Below are 24032 nucleotides of genomic sequence, written 5' to 3'. Positions count from 1 at the left end.
CTGAGTTGCTGGGCATCCCTAGAGAAATTATCGATAAAAACGAAAGCTTTGTCCCGAACATTCAGCAATTATATACTTTGTGGCTGTTGGGCTACAACAACAAATATGTGCGCTGTCGCTATTATCCCTCGTATCCCCTGCTGGCGTTGGTCGCTAATAGCAGAGAAGAACAAGCCACGCGAGATAGGTTCAAGAAAATTCACAGCGACAAGTTCACATGGGTGGCAGAATTTTCTAAATATTATGTCGAGTGTATCAAACAGGGAAAACCATTATGAAGGTTCTATCGTCAGTCATTCAAAATAAGCTATTGCTGGCAATACTAGCAGGTGTCGTGTCAATAGGAGGCTTTCAGGTTTGGCAATACAATCAAGCCCGATACGAAAAATTTATTATTCATGCGAAGAATGACTGTGGCGTGTACATAGAATTGGGTGAAAGTGCAGTCAAGAACAGTCCTAGCCTGAGAGCATTGAAGTATCAAAATAAGCGCCTACGTGAACTAAAGCAACCGGGGATTAACTCTGAATCCGCAGACCCAGGAGATTACGTTATGCTTTTTCGATCCCCTGCTTCCACCCTTCCGCCTAATGCTTTGCCTTTCGATGATCCCTTCTTCACCAGTTTATTAAATAAAGAAGAATCACCTAAAACATTAATGGTTTCGGTTCTTGACTTTGATTTACAAAAAAAACAGGCGACCGTAGAATCTTACTGCGCCAAAAAACCTTTTGTAGTAGACCTGGAGAATTTGTATGTTAGATACCAACCGATTGATCGCGATCTCAGGCGCAGCAATTTTGATATCCTTTTCTAGCCTCCCTGCCAATGCTCAAGCTAGTCAAAACCAATCTTTCTTAACTCAATTCCAACAAATCTATAGCAGCTTGCAGACTTACATTAGTAATTATCAGAAAGAATTTACTAAAAGTTTGGGCAAGTTAGAAGCTGAATTAACCCAGGCAATTGAATCTAGTGTTGGTGATTTGGGTATTCCCGATCCCCTAAAAGCTGGCAAGAATATCGAGAAAGTGATTCAGAAACAAGAAGGCGCGTTGCTGATATTAGACCCTCGCATTCAAGCCGACAATGCTATCAAGGATTGGAACCAGCAATATACACGCGGTCAGTCAGAATCAGTACTAGGAATTGAGGGTCAACGAGTGCAATCGCAAGAGGCAAGCTAAGTGCGAAAAACTGAGTCAGGAGAAGAAAGAAGGCGAAGAATTAAGCCGTAAGCAAGCTTGCATCAAGACTGCTATAGAGAAGACGCGAGAAGACGCGCAGAAAGCTAGAGAAAAGACTGGCGCAGGTTCTGGGGGAGGAAGTTGGAATCCCTTAGACCTTAGCGGCGAACTAATCAATAGCGCAATCCAAGGTTTTGTTTACGTAATTCTCAGTGGACTATCAGCAGCTTTTCAATACATCGTCCAACTGTCATTCTTAATGATTGCATTCGCCGCCCCAATCTTCCTAGTTCTATCTTTGCTGCCCTTCCAAAGCAAACCTATCTATGCTTGGCTTGCTGGCTGGTTAGGGCTGACATTGGTTCTCATTTCGTACTCGATAACTGTAGGTATTATTGCCAGCGCGATAGTCTCCAAGCCTTCCAGCAATCCTTTGCTGTTGCAACTTTTGCAAGCCATTTTCTCGCCATTACTCGCGGTAGCCATAGGCACTGGTGGCGGAATGGCTGTATTCTCAGCTTTCACTAGTGGGGTTAAATTCTCGGTGGGGTTACGAAGATGAAATTATTAGAGAGAAAAGAGTTAAACTTTACCCCAATTTTCTTAATAGTCAATGCTATCTTATTAACGCTTTTATTATTCATAGAAATTGTCAATTTTGCTCGGATAGGAATGATTTCTAAAACGAAAGCTTCGACCTTGGTAGAATTGTCTGACGGCGAATCTATCAGAGTTCTTCCTATAGGTAGCTTGGAGCGATCGCCGCAAGCTATTACGTATTTTATCGGGCAAACAATGACCGGGCTTTTGAGTTGGAATACTCTACCAAAGCCAAGCGATGATTACAAGATAGACCCGACCAAACAATTAAAGTTAGATCCTGGGGTATCAACATCAAAAGGCAAGATTACTACTAGTGTATGGGCTTCAGGCTTTGCGTTGTCAGAAGATTTTCGCGCACCATTCCTTGAGGAGATAAGTAATCTTACGCCGCCCGATGTCTTTAATGGGTCTACGCAATCAATCCTAAAAGTCAGCCTAATCAGTCAGCCGACTCGGATTAAGGATGGGCAATGGAAAGTAGATATGGTTGCAGAGATTGTTGTTTTCCAAGGCAGTAATTTAGTTGGTAAGCCCATCGCTTTTAACAAAACTGTATTTGTCAGGGCGATTGATACGGCTGCCCTGCCTAGATTTGCGTCCGATGTTCAAGAAACCGCATCAAGGGTTCGTAAAGCGGGGTTGGAAATTTACAAAATCCAAGATTTAGACTTATGAAAAAGAAACAGCAAGAGCCTTTGCCAGAGGCAACTATTGAGATAGAGTCGCAAGATTTTGCCGCCATGAACGGGGCTAAAACCTTTTCGATTAATGATTCAGATCAAAGAGAAGAAAACCCCGCACCAGAGGAAATCGTTACCACTCGAACAGTCTCACAGTCTCCACTCTTAAAAATGGGCGTTGTTGCCCTAATTTGCTCTCTCTTTGTAATAATCATTGGGGCTTTAATCGGTAATTCAATGAATGTGCTGAAGTTTTCCAGTAATAAAGTGCAGCCAACCCTAGAAGAGCAAACGCCCCTAGCAGAGCCGGAAAATGAGACAGGTAAGGATAAAACAGCGCTTGCTCTGACTAGCCAAAATTACGAGCTAAAGCAGATTCGCGATCGCTTGCCTAGCCCAACGCCAACGCCAAGCGCAACCTTAGCCCCAGCCCCAATCGCACCCGTTACCCCTCCGATGCAACCAGTGCAGCGCGGACAACGTTCTTACCTAGTCGCCAGTCAGCCGACAGCGCCCTTCACTTTCCCCCAGGCTAGAGTATCTATTCCCCAGCCCCAGCCCAAAATTGCCCAGCCGATCAGACAATCTCCTTTGGCGTTCCCAACGGCTGCAACCAACGCCCCCACCAAAGACCCCACTCAGCAATGGCTTCTCGCTGCAAACGCTGGTAGTTTCAGGAGTTCAGTCGATGAATCAGAAAGCGAAAAACCCATCAAGATTAATGGAATTGAAGGAGGTACGGGAGGAGCTACACAAGTCGCCCAGAACACTACCATTAATTACAACGCTCTTCGCGTAATTGTTGGCAGCACCGCAGAGGGTAGGCTAGAAACGCCGATCGCTTGGGGCACTGGTGACGCTGGCAACCAGAATTACTTGGTGAAACTAACAAAACCCTTAAAAGCCTCAGATGGTAGCGATGTGCTAAGAGTGGGCGCTTATCTGGTTGTTCAACTAGCAGAGTCCAATGGTTCGGGTTTCGCCAAACTGCGCGGCGTTTCAGTATTGGTCAATATAAACGGCGATACACAAGAAAAGCAACTCCCACCAAACGCTGTTCTGATTATGGCTTCTGATGGTGGTTTTCTAAAAGCGCAGTCCCGTAAAGGTAGCAACCTGGGTAACGATTTTATAGGAGCGATTGTTGCGGGAGTTGCCAAGGCGGCCGAAGTACAAAACCGCCCCACAACTCAAATCAGCAGCAACTCTAATGGCTTCTCTACTAGCTCCACTACCAACGAGCAAAAAGATTTATCCGCCGCTTTTGGAGAGGGTGCATTTAATAGCATTCTCGACAATATCAAAAGCTCAAATGTCGCCCGTTCCCAACAGTTAAGCGGTAGAGAAGAAGTGTTTGTGATCGACGTTGGCAAACCAGTTCAAATATTCGTTAATCAGACAATATCGCTCTATTCACAATAACGTTACGGTAAACATGAAAAAATGTTAAAGAAAACCACTATTATTGCAGCATTTTTAATCTTAACTAGCGCGGCAAAAGCAATGGCGATACCTGCTCGAACGGTTTACGAGAATGATGCAAACTCTAGCGCTATCGAATTAAAAGTATGGAAAGGCTATGGACTAACTATTAATTTAATGTCTACTGGGGAAACTATCAAGCAAGTTTGGATTGGCGATCCAAGTCGCTTCGCATTTACCTCAAACGGTGGTTTATGCCCGTCATCAGGCGGCGATTCTGAATGCGCGGGAGGTAAAGCGACCGTAATCTTTCTTCGCCAGATTGACCCAATCGATTTTCCTGTGTCCACAAGCGGCGATGGTAGCACTCAAATTACACTACTTACCAGCCAAAAGCAATATCAGTTTAAGATAGTTCCCGCCACAGGCAACCCAGCCTATACAAGCTTGGTGATTAAATCTGACTCAGATCGCCCATTGCCCATTACCCGTCCGCGAACGCCACTTCCCCTAACAGTTCAAAAGCCGCAATCAGCGCCGTCACCACAAACAATAAAAGTCCCTCTGCCTCAGCCTGTTGCCGTTTTACGCCCCAATCCTGGGACTACGCTAAATGGTGCGATTCAGAGAAATGATGCTAATGCCCTCGCTTTTGGGCTAGCAGAAGCTGGGCGCAAAGGTCAAGTTAAACCCGGATCTACCACATGGAACAAGGTGCAAGATGCTATCAAACTATTACGGCGTGGCAAGACAAGAGATGAGGCAATTTCGCTTTCTCAGGTCGATAAAACTACTTTTCATCAATTACTTGAATTGGGGCGATTGTGAGCGATTTCTTAAGATATATTCGTGAATAGCTAAACACTTTTTGTATTTGCGTAGGTTTGAAAGTGAAAGAAAAATGTCCCAATTACACCAATAAAAAGGATGAAATCTAAACTCTTTCTACTGACTGCGATCGCTTCAGTAGTTCCGCTTTCCGCCTCAGTCGCACAGACACCGACAATCGATTATTCACAAGGCTTGTACAAGACGGCTGCCCCCGACTGGTCGAAAATCACATGGGATACTTTGCCACCCGTTCAGCAGCCAGGATTTTTAAAGATACCTAAAAACCTGATTTCGACTTTTGGCTACGACCCCTCGCGCTCGTGGACAGCAGGGCAAAAAGTAGACTCTGTTGTGATGTTGGGCGACGCGGATGATGCTTTTAAGATGTCGGACTTGAGCTTAAAGGCTATTGACACGGTGGCTTTGCCCACTACAGGCACAACCACCAAACCCACCCTCAAAGACTTTGGATTAATGCAATGGCAAACGCCAAAAACATTAGTTAAAGCAATGCCTGAATTAAGCAATTTGAGCCTATCAGAAGTTCCCCCACTAGCCGATCTATTTTCTAGGAATGGTGCTGCTGGACTGGGTAGCAGCACTATTTCTCAAGCCATAGCCTCAAATCCTCAAGTCGCAAACCTGACACTAGATAAGATTGACCTAAGTAAGTATTCTCTTAATTCAATTCCTGGGTTGGACAAAACTCAATTAGGGAAATTTAAATCATGGCAGCAAGCTTATCTCAATCAAATTCCTAAATTAAGTCAAGTGCCCTTTGATAAAATGCCTCAGCCTATTAGCTCTGATATAGGCGTTGTGGGGATTGCATCGGTTGTACTTGGCACAGCAGAGAAGGGCGACACAAGGGCTGGGAATGATTACTTTGTTTCTGGCAGCGTTGTCAGAGGCGACCGCACTGAAGAGGTCGCCTGTCCTCCCGGCATTGAATGCTCGTATTTAGAAATGGGGGATTTTGCTGGCAGTCAGGGCGGCTTGTATGGTAAGCGTTGGGCATCTGGCTCATCTCAGCAAGTATCGGGCGGTTATGGAATTCTTGCCGCCGTGAATGGGGGCAAGGAACCCACGGGGCGGCTAGTGTATGGTAGTGGATTCAAAGTAGCGCTAACTGGAGTTAATGAATCGAAGGGGACTGCCGACTTTGGCTTGTTCTTTAGGATCTGTGCGCGTCCGCCATTCCAGCAGAAAACTTGCACCCCTTACTTCATTGGGCCAGTTCCCTGGTTGCCCGTGAGTGAGAATGATTTGGTTATCGTGGGGACGGGACGATGACCGAACAATTCGCAATTCGCAATGGGAAAAAGTGAATTGGAAATGACAGGGACTCCTAAGACAGAGGTTAAGCCAAATCAATTTATTCCCCCAGGTATTGAATCGGCTCTGTTTTCCCCCGCAGGTTTAGGGGTATTCGCCTGTGGCGCGGTGATCGTAATCGCCAAAATCATTGATAGTAGGGGAGGTATTGCCAAGCTAGCGACAGCGCGCTGGGGCGGGACAAGAGAGAAAACAGCGGCTCGTCAGTTGGCGTGTAAACAAATCCAGCAACGCTTGCATAACCGAGTATCTTTATATGTTGGTACTCCCAAGAATACAACGAGCGAGGTTATTAATGGTGTCCGTAGAACTTGCATCCCTGAAGATTCAACAACCCTTTATTTTCCAGAGGCACAGCGAGGCATCCTAGTATGTGGTGGCCCAGGGAGTGGAAAGTCATTTTCAATGATTAATCCCCTGATTCGCTCTGTAATTGATCAGGGCTTACCTCTGGCTTTATATGATTTCAAATATGCCTCCCAGGAATCAGCTGATTCTCCATCTAAAGGGCAAGCTCCAATACTTGCAGGGTATGCGATAGAACGCGGTTATCAGGTTACTGTGCTTGCCCCAGGCTTTGCAGAATCAGCAGTTGCCAACCCTATAGACTTTCTTCGCAGTAATGAAGACTCAGAAATGGCACGGCAGCTTGCGATTACACTCAATCGCAACTTTCAATTGGGTGATAAAGATTCTGGAAATAGCTTCTTTACCAACGCAGGCGATCAGTTAGTCCAAGCCGTCTTTATGCTGGCAAAGGGCACAGAGTATCCAGATATCATGATGTGCCAAGCGATACTAGGATTGCCAAAGTTAGTTAAGCGCATTGAGCAAGCCGCCGAACTAAACTTCATGGTTAGAGAAGCTTTCGCACAGTTTGTATCTGTTGCAGGGTCGCCAGAAACAGCAGCTAGTATTGTGGGTACAGCTAGCGGATTGTTCAGCCGATTCATGGTTCCCTCGGCCTTGGCTGCCTTCTGTGGTCAGACTAACATTCCTTTGGATTTGAAGGGGCGGCAGATGGTGGTATTCGGGATGAACAAAGAGAAGCGTGATGTAATTGCGCCTTTGCTAGTCTCAATTCTACATCTATTAGTGAGCCGGAATGTAGCTAACAAACGTACTTGTCCTTTGGTATTAGGGATTGATGAATTACCTACTCTTTATTTACCAGCATTGGTTGATTGGCTCAATCAGAATCGGGAAGATGGATTGGTATCAATACTGGGATTACAAAATCTCTCAATGCTGATTGAATCCTATGGTGAAAACACAACTAATGCCATCTTTGGTGGTTGTGCTACCAAAGCATTCTTTAACCCCCAAGATGATGTCGCCGCCGAACGATTTAGTAAGTTTTTAGGTGAAGAGGAAATTAAATACAAGCAACGTTCTCGCTCATCAGGAGGCAAGGGTGGTGCAAGTATTTCTAATTCTGACCAAAACAGTACTCGCAAGTTATTTGATGTCAATCAATTTAACACCTTACCATCGGGTAAAGCAGTAATTATTAGTCCTGGATTTCGTTCTCGTGGTCAAATAAGTTTGCCAATATTGCAATCAATTAAAATTCCTCAACATGAAATTCAATCTGAAGCTGACAGTGTGAAAGCTTGGTACGAGTTTCAAAAGTTATTATCTAAAAAGTCTACTCTCTTAACTCCAGCAGATGAAGAAATGAAAATTCGCCGAGCCTCCGCGATAAAATTGTTACCTTTAATAGAAAACCAAGAGCAGTTATCAGAATATGCAAGTCTGATTTAAAGTGAAATTTCCTGCCCTTAATAGTCATCACAAATATTCAGGATAAATACCATGTCGTCACGCGATTTTTACTCACTTAATGATTATGACAGACGAGAAATTGCAAAACTTCCACCTCAGATAGCAGCTTTAGCAGATAAATATCCATGTGAGATTGTAAATGTTGTCGATGCTTGGGACGATGAGCCTTTTGGGATTAATTATGTTCCTCAATATGTTGAAATTTATAGCGATGCTGGTGAAAAGGCTAGCTTGTGTATTTTAGACGGGGTTCTCACTGACTATACACCTGCTAATCCAGAAATTAATACCTCAACTGTCCAAGTAATCATTGATGGCAAGTTTGCTTATATCGAAATTGAAGGAAGGGTAATAATCAATCATTTGGGCGGAATAATTCTCCCCAAAGTAACTGTCAATCCTTCGGAGTTAATTCAAGTTTTACTAAAGGAATCAAATCATGATTGATGATGGAGATGCCAAAGAAATTAAACGTGACTACTTGGATATTCTAGAAGCCCTACTTAAAAATATTCAGCAAAAAGCAAAATCAAAAGAAATACCGACTAGCAACGATACAAGTATTTATGCTGGTGGTAAGCAGGTCTATAAAGGACTTGTCGGACAATCACCATCTAAAAATTTATTGACTTCCGAACAACTAGAGAATATTAACCTAGCGATAACTGACCCCAAAAATTCTCAAGGTACTATCTCGATCAAGATTGGTAAATCGGAAGTTTTTCGCGTTCAAAATGGACGGATGACCAATGATTTATTAGGTTTAGCTCCCCCATCACAGCCAAATAAAGTTGTAACGAAGGAGCGAATTTACAGTGTAGAAGCTTTGCAAAAACAAGTGAAAGTTTTACAAAGTAAACTTCAAGCACAACAAAAACTTGTTGAAAGTATCAAAGAGACGCAACAAACGCCCGAATCGCTGTCAAAGTTAATTGACCAAGTTGCCGAAATGGGTAAATCTTTGGAGAAACAACAGCAGTTGATTGAGAATACGCAGAAAGCATTGTCCAAAGTAAATGAACGTTCTTTACCACAAGTTCAAAATACGGTTCTTCAAAATTGGGTGGGTACGGTTGAGAACCAGGTAAAACAAACTGTTAAAAATGTTTTTGAGCGGGTTAAAGATGTGCTAACACCTGAAGTTAGTAAGCTCAGAAAGGAAATTGCTTCACTCAAATCTCAAGTAAATGAACAAATTACTAGCTTCAAGGATGAAGTTAAATATCAGACTGACAGTGTAAGGAATGAACTCAATCAACAAGTTGGTAACTTAACTCAAGAGTTACGTACACAAGCAGATGGTGTTAAAAACACTGTAGAGCAAAGCCTTATGGGTGTTAAGTCAGCTATTGACAATACTCGAACTGAACTACGGGCTGCTGTTGATGATGTTAAAGGTCAAGCAATTGAGCAAAGTGTTAAAGCCCTGCTGAACATCTTGGGCAAAGATAACCCTGATGGTTCTAAGAGTTTTAAAAGTACAAATTTTGATTTTGAACGCCTTGGTGATAATGTAATCGTTCGTGCCAAAAACGGCGAGGCTGTTCTCACTGATGGAGTTTTATCGCCTAACGTAAGTGAGAAACAGTTACAGGCACTTGATAAGGTTCAATCTGTTGTTGATATGCATCATCAAATTGAAAATAATGCTCAACAAAACTCAGAATTTAGAGCTATAAAGAGATAGAAAATTATATCTTTATATGGCGCATTGATATAAAGTGGAACGGCTGACCCGGATTTCTCACCACATCTCTCAAAATCTTGTGCAGGAGAGCAGAGGAGCAGGGAAGAGATTTGTACAAGTTCTTTTCCCTCTGCCCCTCTGCATTTCAAGCTTGTGAGAAATGCGGGCTAAGGGATGATGAGGGGGAATAAGATTGCGGGGAAAGGTTTTGAATATATCCTTTCCCCTTTCTCTTAGAAGTATTTATCGTCTAAATTTATTTTGTTTGCTCTCATGGGATTGGGGGATTTCCAACAAGATCATAATCCGGGCTTTGTCCTCTCTAATTAATTGGCGAACCATATTCATTTTCTGTTCAAAAGTTAAAGATAAGTCAGTTTGACCAACAGGGTAAAATAACTTGTTGACTTGATCACCTTTGACTTTTTCACCTTGAGCATATTTCCCTACTTCGATAAATAAATCTGACATTTGTTGTTTATCTAAATGCTGGAGCATCTGCTTTAAAAGTGACTTTATATTTGTTGTAACTTGTTCCTTTACTTCGACAGCACCAGCAGTTTTTTGTTTAAGGCACTCCGACAATTTATCAATTATGGCGACTACATTGGTGACAATCTTAGTAAATTCACTATTAGCAGGATAAAAAGATAGTTCCTTGATTACAGTTGGTAATGTTTCAGCCAGTGCAGACTCAACAGATGATTGTTCAACATAATCAACTATCGCATTTATGGCGAGTTGTGATATTTGACGTTGTTCTGATTTAATTAATGCTGTTGTCAGTTTGTCTAATGTAGTTGCTCCATTGGTTAAAGAAAGCTGATATTGAGAGAGTTCCTTGATTAGTATTGGTAAATTAACCTCAAGAGACTCAACAGATGACTGCTCAACATAATCAGTAATCGCATTTACAGCAAGTTGTGAGAGTTGGTGTTTTTCCTGTTCGGCTAGGGCTGATGAAAGTTTGTCTAATGTGATTTTTCCATTGGTTAAATCCTGCTGATAATGTGAAAATTCCTGGATTAGAGGTTGCAATGTTTCAGCTAGTGCAACCTCAAGAGACGATTGCTCAACAAAATTAGTAATTGCGTTTACAATTCGCTCACTACTTCTATAACTTGTTGTCTGGTCAATAATTGCTGAATTTTTTCTGTCAGTGTCTCTTGAGATGCCCTCTGTTCGGTGAGTTGTACCCCGACTTCCTCCAACGCTGTGGTTAATTCCTTCAATGTCGTCTCTAAGCTGTTTGACTTCTTGGAGTTCAATGTCTCGGCTAATTGCTGTAAGAAATTCCTCATTTCTTCGGCTTGGCTCTGTTCCAAATGTAGGATTTTTGCGCTCAATTCCTGACTCAGTTTCTCGTGACTGGTCAACAATTTCTCTATTTTCTCGGTTAACACTACTAATTCCTGTGTCGGTTTTGGGTTGTTGTCGGTTGATGTCATCGGTTTGTCCTATGGATTGGTTTTGCTGTAAAGAACGTTGTTCTGGTGTTAACTTTTGAGGTGGTGATATCGTGGCAGCACTCTTGTATTGATTGTGGCGTTGCCAGTCTCTTAAATTCATAGCTTGATGACTCAATTTCTCGTAAGCCAGTGGCCCACGAGCTACTATAAAATCATCGACACCTTTATCTGGCCCTGGCAAGCTGACAACTTTGACTTTGGCTCCTGATTTTTGCAACAATCTCCCAGTCACGGAAATATCTCGCTCGATATTGAGCTTTGTTTCCGGCTTGGTTTCATAGTCAAAGCAGAATTTGATTTCTCTATTAGGTGTAGCAAAAACCGCTAGCTCCTCATGCAGGTAAGACTTGCCAATTTTCTTGCCAAACTCATCTTTGGGAGTTCGGTATCCCGCCGAAATCCCAGGTAGACCAATGGCAGCATGACCCTGACTCAACAGACTAGCTGCTTTTTTCGCGCCTTCTGCTAGAGCACAGGGGATATTATGTTTCCAGACACAGTACCAAAATCCTGATTGGCGATCGCTATCACTGGGGTTCACCTTGTGTTTGGAGTAAATGCGTTCGGCAATATCGTCAGGGACATCTAGCAAGAAGATACTTAATTCAACTTTTGGGGGATGCTCATATTTAATGAATTTCCCTTCAATTATTTGACCATGATCATCTTTTTTTGGTCTGGGCGTATTCGGTTTGTAACACCCCCATCTTTTAATCGGTGGTTTCTCACCTGGCTTGAAGTCAGCGAATGAACGCGCATCAACTCCAGCATCACACCACCATCCACCAGCATCAAGATGCGAATATGTCCTTATAAAACCATCTGTTAGCCGTCCTGTATTTGTTCGATTCAGCTTTTCGCTGACCATGAGCCGTTCCCAGGCTTCATGCTCACCACCTGCATAGTTAAACTGAAGACTCTCAAAGTTCAACGCTGTAATATTAGGATGAATGGCACTTGATTCAAACTCTTGCCAGTGTTTTGGTTCAATAAAATTAGGTATTTTTTCAGTCTGATTGGGTGTCCAGAATGGTTCTGTGGGGACAGGAGATTTCAGTACTGGCTTAGAGAAAACCGATTCAAGAGTATTATAATTTGGTGTCTCTTTCAAGACGGGCAAGACTTTCGGTACTTTTATTGATGAATCATGGCTTGTTGTCCGGCTAGATGCGACTGATTTTACAATTGGCTCGACAAAAGGAGTAGATACTGTCGTCTCTTGTTTTAGTACTGGCTTCTCAAAAGGGGCACTTATATTTATAGTTATTGCTTGGTGCTGCTCAATCGTCGATTTCTGAATTTGTTTTCGTAGCAATTCCAAAGCATTCTCTTTGGCTTTCGACTGTTGCGCCAACTCTACCAATCGCGTTGGATCTTCGGTGTAAATTTTTAATTCATGCCTTGCACGGCTGGCAGCAACATAAAAACTTTCCTGTCCAATAGTGAAATCTGCCGAAATTAACACCCGATCCGCAGTTTTCCCCTGGCTACTATATGTTGTACTCACAAGGGCATAGTCTAAGTTTTGCGCCTGTGCCAAACTAATGCATTCAGTACGCTCATCAGCATATTTAATTTGGACTATGTTCAGGTCAATCCCTGTTACAGTAAATTCCTGTCCGTTACGTCGTCCCAATTGCCGATCGTTTTTCTTCCATTGCAAGCGATCGCCCACAGCAATTTCAATCTGGTGACTCTGGTAAACCGCTTTCTCAAAAGCCGTGTCTACATCCATTACCTGACCATTATCACCAATTAGGGTCAACTTATCAGTAGTTCGACCTACCACTTCATATAATTTGCCTTTAGAAAGCCCCCGGCGTTTGTAATCCCGTGTGGGCATGATCACATCACCAATTTCAAAGTTATGGGCAAACCGCATCTGTACTTTTGTCAGATTTTTGGTTTGCAATTGGGTGATGGTTGCAGTTTCTCCCAAAGTTCCTTCACCTTTTAGCTTGCCTCGAATCGCTTGGGTAAGGGCAAGTCTTTCTGTATTTGTTCCAGCTAACACAAGAGTTTTGAGTCGCTGCTCTGGTGTCCCTACTATATAATCATTGGCGATCTGCTCTATTTTGGAAAAACTATCTATAGAAAGTATGGAACCGTTGGCTTCTAATCGTTCAAAACCAGCTTCAATCCTGCCATCAGCAATTAAATCTACTGCTAATTTTAGTTGAGGGTCTTTTTGGCGCAACGATTCATTGAGGTGTGCGGTTTTGATTCCTGCCTGTTGCAAGGATTTGAATGGATTACCTGCTGATACTGCTGACAACTGCCGAGTGTCACCTACTAAAATCACCCTAGCTTGAAGTAAGGTAGCTCGTTGTAAAAGTGCATAAGCATCTTTAGCACTGAGTAAACCCGCTTCGTCCACAATCCAGATTTGATTTGGTTCAATCTGTGGTGGTGGTTCCGAAACCAGTAATCGAGCGACAGTCTCAGACTGAATTTTTAACTCTTCGCTCAAAACCTTAGCAGCAGAGGAACTAGGGGCGAAGCCAATAATAGTGTAGCCGGCATCCCTTGCGATCGCTTTGAGTTCTTTAAGAGCAAAAGTTTTCCCAGCACCAGCTACTCCCTGCCATGCAATGAATTGGTCAGATGTAGTTGCAGCTAATTCTACCGCTTCCCGTTGCCCTTTGTTCAGTAAAGTATTCTCCAAAAGGCTTTCAACTACTTCCGGGTGCGAAATTGGGTTAACGTTGCCTTGTGTCTGCTGCATTAACTCTATTGTCGCCAACTCCCGCCGGACTGCTGTCATCGTTGTAAATTGATGAGTTAAACCTGGCAAGCCGATTAACTCCTGGTGTTCTCTAATCAGGGGTGCAATCGCTTTTACATCCGTAGCTAAACGTGATTCTAGGATGAATTTTTCTAAATCCTCTTGTCTAAAAGCGACATTTCTCTCACTACAATGTGCGATCGCATCATCTAACGCATCAATCAGACTTTTTTGCTCAACCACAAGAGGAGCCTGTTCTTTTCTTGGTTCTCCTGGCTTGACAAACGTGATACCTAACGCCGCAGCTTCTTCTTTCCACAATGCAACTAATTCTGATTCTGGTAGTTTCTGCTTGCGCTGGCGGGTATCATCCCAAATTTTTTCACGTTCGGCCCAAGTCGAATTAGCACCAGATGAGGCGATGATTTGCTGTCGCCGCTTAGAAAATGCCTCTAAATCCTCGAATTTAAAGCCTTTTATATCAAACTGCCCATGTAAACGAAGCTCTATCTCGTAGCCAAGCTTCTGCACCTCACGCGCCAGAGAGCTTTGGTATGCCATCCCCAAGAATTTTTTATTGGCGAATATTTCATTATTACCCAAACTCAACCACCTACCATCTGGAGTTTGGGTCATGTTCATCAGCAAACAATGGGTGTGCAGATGTGGGTCTAAATCCCGACTTTCGATGTGATCGAACTGCGCGGCGACCAAGTTACGAGTCTTAACTCTATGTCTGCCGCTATTATCTGTCACTCTGGTATAGGCATAACGCTGCTCTATTAGCTCCAGAGTTTCTTTTAGCGCCTGATGGTGAGCATCAATCAAACGAGTATCCCCGCCCACCAAGGCCATCAAGCTTACACTTTTGGGCGCAGAAAATGTACAGTCTAATGCGGCTCTGCGTTCTCCTTTCCCCTTTTCTTTGACTACTCTGGCATTCAATACCTCACGACCATCAGGCGTAAGCCCCTCAATGATATTTTTAAAAGCTTCTTCATCATCGACTGCCCCTGACAACCCCAATTTTTCAGCACCTTGACCACTCCAAAGCGACTTACCTTGGTGATAGTAATTCTTGATGAAGTAGTTCACCGCCATCTCTGAGGACACGTTAGCCGCTGTTAGCATGGCTCACCTCGAAAAATGGGGTTACAAAAGTTAATCTTTGTTCTATTCCATCTGTTGGTGCAACAAACTCTCGTCAAGAAATTCTGATTATTTTCTCTGTTGGCAAGATAATCACCCTTGCAATAAGTATTGAAGTCAAAATCAATCCCCGTCATTAAACTTCGTAGTGCTTGATGACGAATGAAAACTTTTTCGTGAGACTTTGACCCAAACAAAATTTTATTTCCCCAACTCTCCTGTCATTTAATATAGCAAAAAATCGAGCATTCTTTCCGCCAAATATGGCGTACTGTGCGTCACAAAAAGATGGATTGTATGGCTTTTGCCCTCTAAAGCGTGTTTAAAATTAATAGGAAAACATGGGAATAAATCGGGTGACTTCCGAGAACTTCCGGGAACTTCCGGGAACTATTGGGTTTTATTAAGCTAATGATAATTGCTTATTAGATGATGTTTAATATGTAATAACATCAGCGATGAATTGGAATTTGTGGAGTGGGATATTGGGATAAATTGGGATAAATTGATGAGAATTAGTGAGGATTGGTGAGGAATGGAAACTTAGGCGATTTTCCAGAAAATGCACAAATTAGTGAAATAAAAGTGCAATTGTAATGATTCATAATTTTTATTTACAAATGCTGAAATTATTACGGGATATGCGCTTTAGCTTTTTAGGAATAATTCTTGATAAAGGGTCAAAAACAGGGAGAAAATTTCTTATGGATTTAATGTTGAGTCTTGATCCAGGAACTTCAATGACGAAGATGGTTTATCGTGTTTCCTTGGAGATGTCTTCTAAACCAGAATTGCTGTGTATGGAGCCAGAGTTAGTTAAGATTTCTAGAGACTCGCTCTCTTTATATGAGTCTGGACAAATTAATCGGCCGAATCCAGAGAATGAGGCTTGGATAGAGTACAACGGAGAGTATTATGCGGTTGGGTTTTTGGCCCAAAAGTATTTTGAAGCGCGAATCAATTTTTTAGAACTCAAGTATGAGAACGCGATTCCAAAAACTTTGGCAGCAGTGGGGGCAATAGCGATTAGAGAAGGATTGAAGTCCAACCTTGATTTATCGTTGGGACTGCTGTTGCCTTATGGGGAGTGGGAAGACAGGGAAAGATTGGAGATGGGTTTAACCAAGGCACTGTCTAGCTTTAGCTTTCGAGGTCAACAATTTTGTGTAAATCTGATCAGCTTTCAGTGTTTGCCGGAGGGTGGGGGACTGGTATTGACGCGAAGTAAAAAACTCGGCACAGACTTTAATAAAGTGAACATTGCTGTGGTGATGCTGGGTTTTCGGGATATATCAGCCGTAATCTTTGAGCGGGGTATATCAACTGGAAAAACAGAAGGTTTGGGTTTAGCCTGGATCCTGGAGAGAATCAAAAGCCGAACATCAGGACAGAACTTACATGATTTGTTAAAGGCTGTTCATCTATCAGGTTCAGCGTTAAAACCGAGATACTTTAACACCTTGGCTCGGAGTAAGAATGCTGAGTTTAAAGCTGAGGAAGTAGCACAAATTGTTGAAGTAGCGGAGTTATCTCGGAAAGAATACTGGAATAAAGTATCGATTTGGCTGAGTATGAATATTCCTGTTGATATTCAGCAAGTAATTATTGGTGGGGGAACATCGGAATATTTAGTTGCTGAGTTGAAAAACTTATTTACTTATACCGAGATTTCATGGGCGGCAGAATTAGAAGAGGATGTGCGCTTGGCTTTTAACCTGCCGATTAAAAAAGATGCGTTGTGCTTACGTTTCACGGATGTATATGGATTATTCCGTTATCAAAACGCTACATCAGCTATTTCAAACCATCGTGCGTCCTAGCAATTTGCTCGTTTTAAAGGAATATTAGCAATGTTTTCAGATGTTGAGTTTCGCTTACGAAGTAGAGTTAAGACTGATAGCCCCGAAGCAATGCTGTTTAAGTATTTAAACTCCAGAAATACTCTTTATCCTGCGAAGGATATGGTGATAATTGCTATTAGCAGCTATTGGCTTCCTTTAGCCTATCAAGCCCAAGAGCAACCCGTAGATTTAGAACCACACATTCGTGCTTGTCTTTACCGCCTTCAACTTCACTCTTCATATCTGATGGGACTGCTGGGAGAAATCCCGTCTCAGGCAGCCACGATGATTGCAGTAGACAGAAATTCACTTTCATCACTTTCCCTTCCATCCAATATTCCCGCAACAGAACCATCTAAGATTCCCCCAACAGAACTATCTAAGATTCCCGCAGCAGAACCATCTAAGATTCCCCCAACAGAACAAAGACAGTTAAAAGTTGACTGGTTAAATCCTTTTTCAACTTTATCTAAATAGGAATTCATGATTATGTATCAACCACAAGAACTTTTTAACAACCTCTCACGATCCGAAATTAGCCGGACTTTACGCTTGAGTGGGATACCTGAAAAAGAGTCATATACCGAGAATGATGCAGACAGGTTTCGTGAATGTCGCACTTTAATTGAGCAGGGTGGAACTGACGAGGAAGTAATGGCTCTATTATCTCCAGTTGTTGACAATGCACTGTCAGAAACTCAGGGCAATTCCTCGTCGTCAACAAAGAATGGAGGGAAAAAACAAGGAAAAAAAGGCCAATTACCATTAGATATCACTGAATTACTAGTTATTGCTCGTGAAAGAGGCTATAAAATCGCACTTTCTCAGGCTTTATTAATTCTCCAAGTCTGCGGACTATCTGAGCAAGATGAGTATAGCCCAGATGAGTGCGAACGCTTTCTTGAAACCTACAAATCAATAAAAGAGCAAAACAAATCCTTTGAAGAAGTTGCATCTGAGTTAGCTGCTCTAAATGAGTCTGGGATTTCTCAGCAACTAAAATTAGATGCAGTGATTGAGAATGTTAGTGAAAAAGCTGTAGCTGCCAGAGATGATTTATCTAATCTTATTGATAGGATTACTGCCGCCGAAGCTGAAGAAATAACTGGCTTAGTTCAATCACTTTACCTGAAAAATGTCGCATTGAAATTGCAACAGAGCGATTCGGAAAACAATCTGTTTGCTCAATTAGAAGAAAGAATCATGGCTCGAATCGCCCAAAAAAAGCAACAGAGGGCACAGTTATCTGGAATGACTTGGGAGACGACACCCTCATTGCCTTCTTCGCCAATGCCGATGCTGTCGCCCAACGTATCCAAGAATGGAATGAATACCGATTAAAACAAGAAATTGCAGCCAAAGAACGCACCATTGATATCCAAGTAGATAAAGCCTCTGATGCTAAAGCCACCCAACTTGCTGCCCAAAAGCTTTTAAAGCTCCAAGCTTGGAATGAAGCACAAACACAACGTCAAAAACTTCGTCACAAGCAGTTTGAACAACTCAAAGAACTTCTTTTCTGGGCTGGTGCTTGGGTCGGCTCTGGTCGCTCTGGTACTTTATTTGTCCTGACTGCCATTGTCACCTTCGCTACTCTTGGGCTAATCGCAGGACTCAACTGGCCTACCACCATCGCTTGTAAAAGTGACTCTGAGGGATGTTATTTACTGCGATTAGATAAGAAAACCGTGATTCTTCCCCAACAATTCAAAAATATCCTTGCTGAGTACGAACGTAACAAGAACAAATCCAAACGTCGTAAATAATTAAGAAATGCTCATGTCTGAATTACAACAAACCAAACTTTGGGACGATTGGGATGATATCAATTTATCAACTTCTGAACGTCGCGTTGAACGCTTAGAAATTCTGCTGTGCCAAAAAGTATATAAAGGCGAAGATATCTCTCAATGTCTGCAAGTTTTAGAATACTTAAAAAATCGCACGACTCACCAAAAGTTAGAGTCTGTTTTCTTTAGGCAAGTTCAGTCTAAACTAATTTTCAACTCCTGGCAAATAATTGGTCAGGCTACGTTAATCTTTTTAGTCGCTATTCCTTGCTGTTTTGCGACGTATAAAATAGCTACCTCATCATTAATATCTAGCAATTCTTCGTCGGAATTATCTCAGGGCAAACAATTATCAAAAAACACCCCATCACATGGGAAAAAACATCACAGATAAACATAGTCGCAGTGCGGTATATTTATTGACCACACTGCAATTACTGGCTATGATACTCCATCAGTAATTTATAAAATCTTTCTAGTCAACCAAGTGAAAAAAGCAGCTTATAAATATTTACTTTCATGCCTGTTGTCGGCGATCGCTTTTTTTCATATATTCAGATCAAATTACTGTATTTGATGGATAAAACGGGGTTACAGCATAACCTCACCTACTTTAATAGGAGGTGTTTTTATCAAAAGGTAAGCTATCTTCCGGCTCAAAGTTCCGCAAGTCCTGTTCCATTTGGCGGCGGCGTTGAGCGTATGTTCTGCTGTCTTCAATCCTTTCTTTCATTTTCGATGCACCAAAGTTAATACCTTTTTCTGCATACCCAGCAGATACTTCGTTGTAATTGTCAACTACTATTTTCTTACGGCGTTCTTGTTCTTCAAGCGCATTTTCACTAATACCAATTTTACGAGCGTATTCTATATATTCAGGTCTGAGAGAACCGTCTGGGTTGAACTCCCTTTTCTCTTGTTCACTGAAGAAATCGTAGGCTGTGTAGATTGGCCACGGTTCTGGGTCAGTCTCGTCTAGGTGCTTCCACTCGTCGTATCTTGCTTTTAGTCTAGAGGCATAATCATCAATTGCCTCGTTACTCATTCCCACAGATAACATTTCTTGCCGAGCTTCATTTTTCAAGCTTCCATCTGCATTGAATTCTTTTTTATGCATATTTATCCAACGCTTAATTCTTGACATATAAACCTTACCAAATATTAACTAAGTTTCATTAAGTTTTAAAATCATGACACTGGAACTAAAACATTTTGACCCCAGGCTGAAGCAATGTATTTATACAGATGAGCGTAAAACTATTTTAACTGAAAAGCTCAGTAATACTTTACTAGAATCATATTTCCCTAATAAAGAATTCTCATTTGGACACTCAGATGAATACAGTACAGACGAAGATTTGAAGAATCATCCAGATGGACACATCTTATTATTATCTTCTAAAACTCGCTTACTTTATGGAGAAAAAGAATGCCTAGAAACGATTCAAAAAATTTGTCCAGACAGTAAAGACAGGGGTGCTTATGGCTCCATCTTCCTTGGGGCTTGTAAAAATGCGATTCACGAAAAGCTAAACATTCTGGTAGTAGATGATTCTACTGAAAACAGGGGTAAAAACGGAGGAATATTATCAAATGATTTAGCATATAAACTAGTTGGTGACTGTTATAGACAAATTTCAACACAACTTTATGACAAGCTAACCCTAAGAGAATCACAGCCAGATAAAAGCTATCGTGTAATTCAACATCGATTTGGTTGGGTGGATGGAGTTGGAGAGGATACTACTAAATATCGTTTTGGCAAAGGAACACTCCGACCATACAGGCTAGACGAAATCAAATATGTAGATCAAAATAACAAACCCAAAATAGACATAATTCTCCCCGTAAGTAGCTTCAAAGGAACAGACAAGGATAGACCAGCAGGGGCGACTAAACCTCAAATTAAGCCAGGGTTGTATCAGCAAAATGTTTGGTTGGCTGAAAAAGGACAATCTCAGCAAGGCCAGATGTCTATTTCTCAACTCCTAGCATCTTTCCCCCAAGGAATTAAAGATTTTGCCGAAGAACTAGAGCTACAAGCTGAAAAACTAACCTCTATTCAAGATGACCCAAGAAGAGTTGCTGCTTACTATTGTGAAAAATACGAAAAGCGTAAAGAATCACTTAATCAAAGTAAATCTAATACAGACCAAGAGACTTCCAAGGAGCAAACAGATGTTAATAACTGGGATATAAATGAAGATTTAGATGCAGATAAAGAATTGGGTGATGAGAGTGCCAAAGAAGATTTGTTCATGTATAATCTCATCAAAGCCGACTTACTTGGTCATCAACAACTTTTAGAAACAGAGAAAGTAAAACAGGAATTAAGCCGATTTCTCCAGAGCGAATGGCGAGATATTGCCATTGGGAAAACTTTGACTTTTGATCGAGGGATGATTATTTCATCCAAAGACTTAAAAAATGGTGAAATTTGCGTTCCTTGGCTTAAGGAGCAAGAAAAAATTCTTAATTATCGTTCCCCTTTCCTTAATTCTAATGGTTTATGTGTTTCTGTTAACAAGCACGTTGATGACTGTTTAGCACCAGATGGTGAAACCCTTAAAGGTATAATCGTAGTTAATGACGAAGATCACAAGCGCATAAAGCAAAGAATTGCAGAGCTAGAAGCCCAAGGTATTGATGTTGATTTTATCGACCCAGCCGAAACAGAATCAGAACGCCAAGCACGAGATTTCGATGGTGACTGTATTGGTGTGGCACAAGCTAGCCTATACCCGAATCTGACAGCAGAGGCGGAAAATAAAAATCTCCCTCAAAACGCCTATTCCCCCACAGTTAAGCTCAAAAAACAATCATTCTACGATCCTAAAACTGGAATCCAGCCGCCTTTTGAAAAAATCGCCATCCACATGAGCGACAGTATCAGCGTGGGAGTAATCAACAATCAAGTTACTGCACTGGAATCTCTAGAATCAGAAATAGAAATACTAAAGACTTACGGCACTTTTGAGCAGAAGTCAAGTTATCTAGACCAGGTTTCTAATCATTACAAAACCCTGTTTGAGCAAGAACAGCACGAAGAACCAAAGTTAATTAGAAAAGAATACAAGCCTTATATGCAAAGGTTTGTCGAACTTGCTCATTCTCAAAGAACCCCTCAAAATTTGCATCAGGCAATGGATGTTAACCGCCTGATGTATCGGAGTATGATTGAGGAGGGGTGTTTTCAAAACCAAATAGCGGTTGATTTATTCAAAAGTGCTAAAAAACCTGAGATGAATTTAATCAGGGAAAACAGCCACTACTTGTATCGTGATGTTAACTATATTAAAGATAAAAAGTCGCGTTCAGTTTACTTAAACTCTGGTATTACTCCCACTGGTTACTCCCCTGTAGAATTATTAATTAATCAAACTAATAAATATTTCCAAAAATCACAGTTAGAATCGCGCCCCATCGTTCAGTTTAAGGATTTGTTCCACGGGGTAGAATTTACACCACAGCAGAGATTGAGTGCGATCGCTGCCAAGTACGAGTTTGATCAGAAATTTAACGCTGCGGTACGTATGGAGCGGCTCAGAGAAACAGAGTCTGGCCCATCAGCAACCATCCAAACTCTACAGGGGACGCAACTCGAAATTGGCAATCTTACCCGTTACGGGCATCCTCTGATTTGGAAAGCCCAGACGTTGAACATTCGGCTAGATGAAATACCAGAGAAATGGCGAACCAAAGAACGTCCTCATCGTTTATTAGCAGTTGCACAAATTAATGGTGAGATAGGGAAGGATGGGAAACCCGCATACCGCAAGCTGGGGACAATTAGCCAGCAGTCAGTGAATGACCATAACCTCAAACCGGAGATAGTCACGCAGGGAGCTAAGATACTAGAATTCAAGCCAGAGCTTACCAAAAGCCAAATTAAATTACTCTTCGGCAAAGCAAATGAAGCATCTCTTGCATTTTACGCTTCGATCCCAGAGTCAGACAAACTTGCTGCTGCTGCGGCCGCCTGGAACATCTCTGCATCCCGCCAAGATGAACTCGAAGTTGCAAGAAAAGAAAACACCGACCCGTCCGCTTACGCTAAAAAAGTCTCCAATTTTGCTTTTGCTGCTTTCCCAACTGAGATTATCTCCCGCTTGAAGGAACTGCAATTTACTGAACCGAAGTTAGTCACGTTGAATAATGAAGCAAATCAATTTTTGGGCAGAAAATGGAACCCAGACGAAAAGCACCCGATAGAAATCAGAGCCTCTCACCACCCACCGGGACATGAACGCCATGTTTCCAGACTGTTGTTTGTACAGGACGGCAACGGCGAATACAAGGAATTCGCCATGCTCGAACCCAGAACCGGAATGCTGCCCATTGGCACAAAGGCGCAAGCTAATTTCATTGGCGTGGAACCTGCGACTGCTAAGGCCACTATTGGTTTACCTGGAAATGAACCCGTTGAAATCACCATCCGCGAACTCAAGAAATTCTCTTACCCAGGAATTGTTTTTAACGACCAACCCGTAAATTTAGAGTTTGGTACTGTGCCGATTCCTGACAAAACAGTAAAAATTAAATTAGATGGTTTGACTCTGGGCGAGTTAGACAACGATTCTGTCGAACAGTTAAAACAAGTTGATTACTTAAAAAATGGTAATCCCCTGAAATTAAAACTCACTTCTATCTCCGAAAGTGGAGAGCAAGCTTTTGTGCTAGGTGAGTCTCCCAATGGCAATCTCCTCAAAATTAATAAAATTAACTTTTATGATTTTTCTGGTCAGTCATTCTCGGATCGAGATTACCGAAAACTGACTATCGATTTGCCACCTTTAAAAACTAGAGATGCGGTGTTTTTGAATGGTGAACCCTTGGGAGTACTGCACTTCAAAAAAGATAAGGATGCGCTCAGACAGCTTGGACTACTCAAAACTGGACAACTTACACCTGCGCCCGCTATTGTTCAAAGTAATTTTTCTGTTATTTGCGCCAAAATTGACCCTAATACCGTTGAATACCCTCAGAAGTGGACTAAAGAATTCCAAGTCATTGGCCAAAAACAATTTGCCCCACAGCAACAGTTCATGATCGATAATAGTGCGCCAATACTCCAAAAAATCAAGGAAAGACCCACCTTTCTAGTCGCCACATCTAAACATAAAGGACTAGGAGTTCTTGAGTTGGCAGTAGACAATCACAAAATTGACGCTGTAACTCGGTGGCTGACATCTCAAAATGTTACATACTCTCAAGTCTCATACGAAGATGTTAGGCAGGAAACCAAAAAAGGTCTAGCAGTATTTAACTTAGTCAGTAGTTCAATTCCCCCCAAAACTTTGGAGAACATGATCAAGAAATTTGGGGCTGTGATTGAATCAAGTACTGAATATCAGCAACTCGTTAGCTCCCTCGCCACACGACCGCAATTTTTAAAACCGCCAGAACAAACAGCACAATCCCCACCTAACCAATCTATAACTCCATTACTCTCCAGTACTCCTTCTACACCAGACATTAGACTTATCCTTAATATAAATAACATGGGATAATAAAAAGCTGGAGTAAAA

Annotated in this window: 19 protein-coding genes; 17 read left to right on the top strand and 2 right to left on the bottom strand. The window is 41.9% G+C overall.

Translation table 11 applies throughout. From position 1 onward, the window contains the following. The 11 genes from RM049_RS36785 to RM049_RS36735 form a co-directional block, all read left to right on the top strand. On the top strand, positions 1–278 hold a 278-nt coding region (locus RM049_RS36785; protein ID WP_322707739.1), incomplete at its 5' end, for a hypothetical protein. Further along, positions 275–817: a hypothetical protein gene (locus tag RM049_RS36780; RefSeq protein ID WP_322707738.1), complete on the top strand. Its 543-nt coding sequence runs from the start codon at positions 275–277 to the stop codon at positions 815–817. The genes RM049_RS36785 and RM049_RS36780, both read left to right, overlap by 4 nt. Next, positions 756–1187 (top strand): hypothetical protein, encoded by a 432-nt coding sequence (locus RM049_RS36775; protein ID WP_322707737.1) that lies wholly within the window; start codon positions 756–758, stop codon positions 1185–1187. The genes RM049_RS36780 and RM049_RS36775 overlap by 62 nt, the downstream gene beginning before the upstream one ends. Next, positions 1150–1749: a hypothetical protein gene (locus RM049_RS36770; protein WP_322707736.1), complete on the top strand. Its 600-nt coding sequence runs from the start codon at positions 1150–1152 to the stop codon at positions 1747–1749. The genes RM049_RS36775 and RM049_RS36770 overlap by 38 nt, the downstream gene beginning before the upstream one ends. Then, positions 1746–2465 carry a hypothetical protein gene (locus tag RM049_RS36765; protein WP_322707735.1) on the top strand — a complete coding sequence of 240 codons (720 nt, stop codon included), beginning with the start codon at positions 1746–1748 and terminating at the stop codon, positions 2463–2465. Before RM049_RS36770 ends, RM049_RS36765 begins: the two co-directional genes overlap by 4 nt. Then, positions 2462–3892 (top strand): hypothetical protein, encoded by a 1431-nt coding sequence (locus RM049_RS36760; protein WP_322707734.1) that lies wholly within the window; start codon positions 2462–2464, stop codon positions 3890–3892. Before RM049_RS36765 ends, RM049_RS36760 begins: the two co-directional genes overlap by 4 nt. Before the next feature lie 21 nt (positions 3893–3913). After that, complete coding sequence (locus RM049_RS36755; protein WP_322707733.1) at positions 3914–4720, top strand: hypothetical protein; 807 nt, start codon at positions 3914–3916, stop codon at positions 4718–4720. 99 nt (positions 4721–4819) lie between these two features. After that, entirely contained in the window at positions 4820–6016 is a 1197-nt protein-coding gene (locus RM049_RS36750; RefSeq protein ID WP_322707732.1) for a hypothetical protein, read from the top strand. 42 nt (positions 6017–6058) lie between these two features. Further along, positions 6059–7822 carry a type IV secretory system conjugative DNA transfer family protein gene (locus RM049_RS36745; protein WP_322707731.1) on the top strand — a complete coding sequence of 588 codons (1764 nt, stop codon included), beginning with the start codon at positions 6059–6061 and terminating at the stop codon, positions 7820–7822. A gap of 51 nt (positions 7823–7873) precedes the next feature. After that, positions 7874–8290, top strand: coding sequence for a hypothetical protein (locus tag RM049_RS36740; protein WP_292824606.1), 417 nt, complete (start codon positions 7874–7876; stop codon positions 8288–8290). Further along, positions 8283–9530 carry a hypothetical protein gene (locus tag RM049_RS36735; protein WP_322707730.1) on the top strand — a complete coding sequence of 416 codons (1248 nt, stop codon included), beginning with the start codon at positions 8283–8285 and terminating at the stop codon, positions 9528–9530. Before RM049_RS36740 ends, RM049_RS36735 begins: the two co-directional genes overlap by 8 nt. A gap of 243 nt (positions 9531–9773) precedes the next feature. Here the strand turns inward: RM049_RS36735 and mobF are convergent, their stop codons facing one another. Further along, positions 9774–14855, bottom strand: a complete 5082-nt coding sequence (gene mobF / locus RM049_RS36730; RefSeq protein ID WP_322707729.1) for a MobF family relaxase — start codon at positions 14853–14855, stop codon at positions 9774–9776. Positions 14856–15469: 614 nt separating this feature from the next. Here mobF and RM049_RS36725 point away from each other — a divergent pair. Genes RM049_RS36725 through RM049_RS36705 form a run of 5 tightly spaced genes read left to right on the top strand, consistent with a single transcriptional unit; the run spans position 15470 to position 18898 of the window. Then, positions 15470–16693, top strand: coding sequence for a ParM/StbA family protein (locus RM049_RS36725; protein WP_322707728.1), 1224 nt, complete (start codon positions 15470–15472; stop codon positions 16691–16693). Between the two features lie 30 nt (positions 16694–16723). Beyond that, on the top strand, positions 16724–17191 hold the full coding sequence (locus tag RM049_RS36720; protein ID WP_322707727.1) for a hypothetical protein: 468 nt from the start codon (positions 16724–16726) through the stop codon (positions 17189–17191). 12 nt (positions 17192–17203) lie between these two features. Beyond that, positions 17204–18055, top strand: coding sequence for a hypothetical protein (locus RM049_RS36715; RefSeq protein WP_322707726.1), 852 nt, complete (start codon positions 17204–17206; stop codon positions 18053–18055). Further along, positions 17971–18480: a hypothetical protein gene (locus RM049_RS36710; RefSeq protein ID WP_322707725.1), complete on the top strand. Its 510-nt coding sequence runs from the start codon at positions 17971–17973 to the stop codon at positions 18478–18480. The genes RM049_RS36715 and RM049_RS36710 overlap by 85 nt, the downstream gene beginning before the upstream one ends. 13 nt (positions 18481–18493) lie before the next feature. Next, the gene (locus RM049_RS36705; RefSeq protein ID WP_322707724.1) at positions 18494–18898 is read left to right on the top strand and encodes a hypothetical protein; all 405 of its coding nucleotides are present in this window, start codon (positions 18494–18496) and stop codon (positions 18896–18898) included. 219 nt (positions 18899–19117) lie between these two features. On the opposite strand, the gene RM049_RS36700 is transcribed toward RM049_RS36705, so the two are convergent. Beyond that, positions 19118–19648, bottom strand: coding sequence for a hypothetical protein (locus tag RM049_RS36700; protein ID WP_322707723.1), 531 nt, complete (start codon positions 19646–19648; stop codon positions 19118–19120). Positions 19649–19694: 46 nt separating this feature from the next. Here RM049_RS36700 and RM049_RS36695 point away from each other — a divergent pair, with 46 nt between their 5' ends. After that, positions 19695–24014 carry a hypothetical protein gene (locus RM049_RS36695; RefSeq protein WP_322707722.1) on the top strand — a complete coding sequence of 1440 codons (4320 nt, stop codon included), beginning with the start codon at positions 19695–19697 and terminating at the stop codon, positions 24012–24014. Positions 24015–24032 lie beyond the last annotated feature (18 nt).

The organism is Nostoc sp. DedQUE04, from assembly GCF_034530995.1.
Taxonomy (GTDB): domain Bacteria; phylum Cyanobacteriota; class Cyanobacteriia; order Cyanobacteriales; family Nostocaceae; genus Nostoc.
This window is presented reverse-complemented; position numbering and strand designations above follow the sequence as displayed.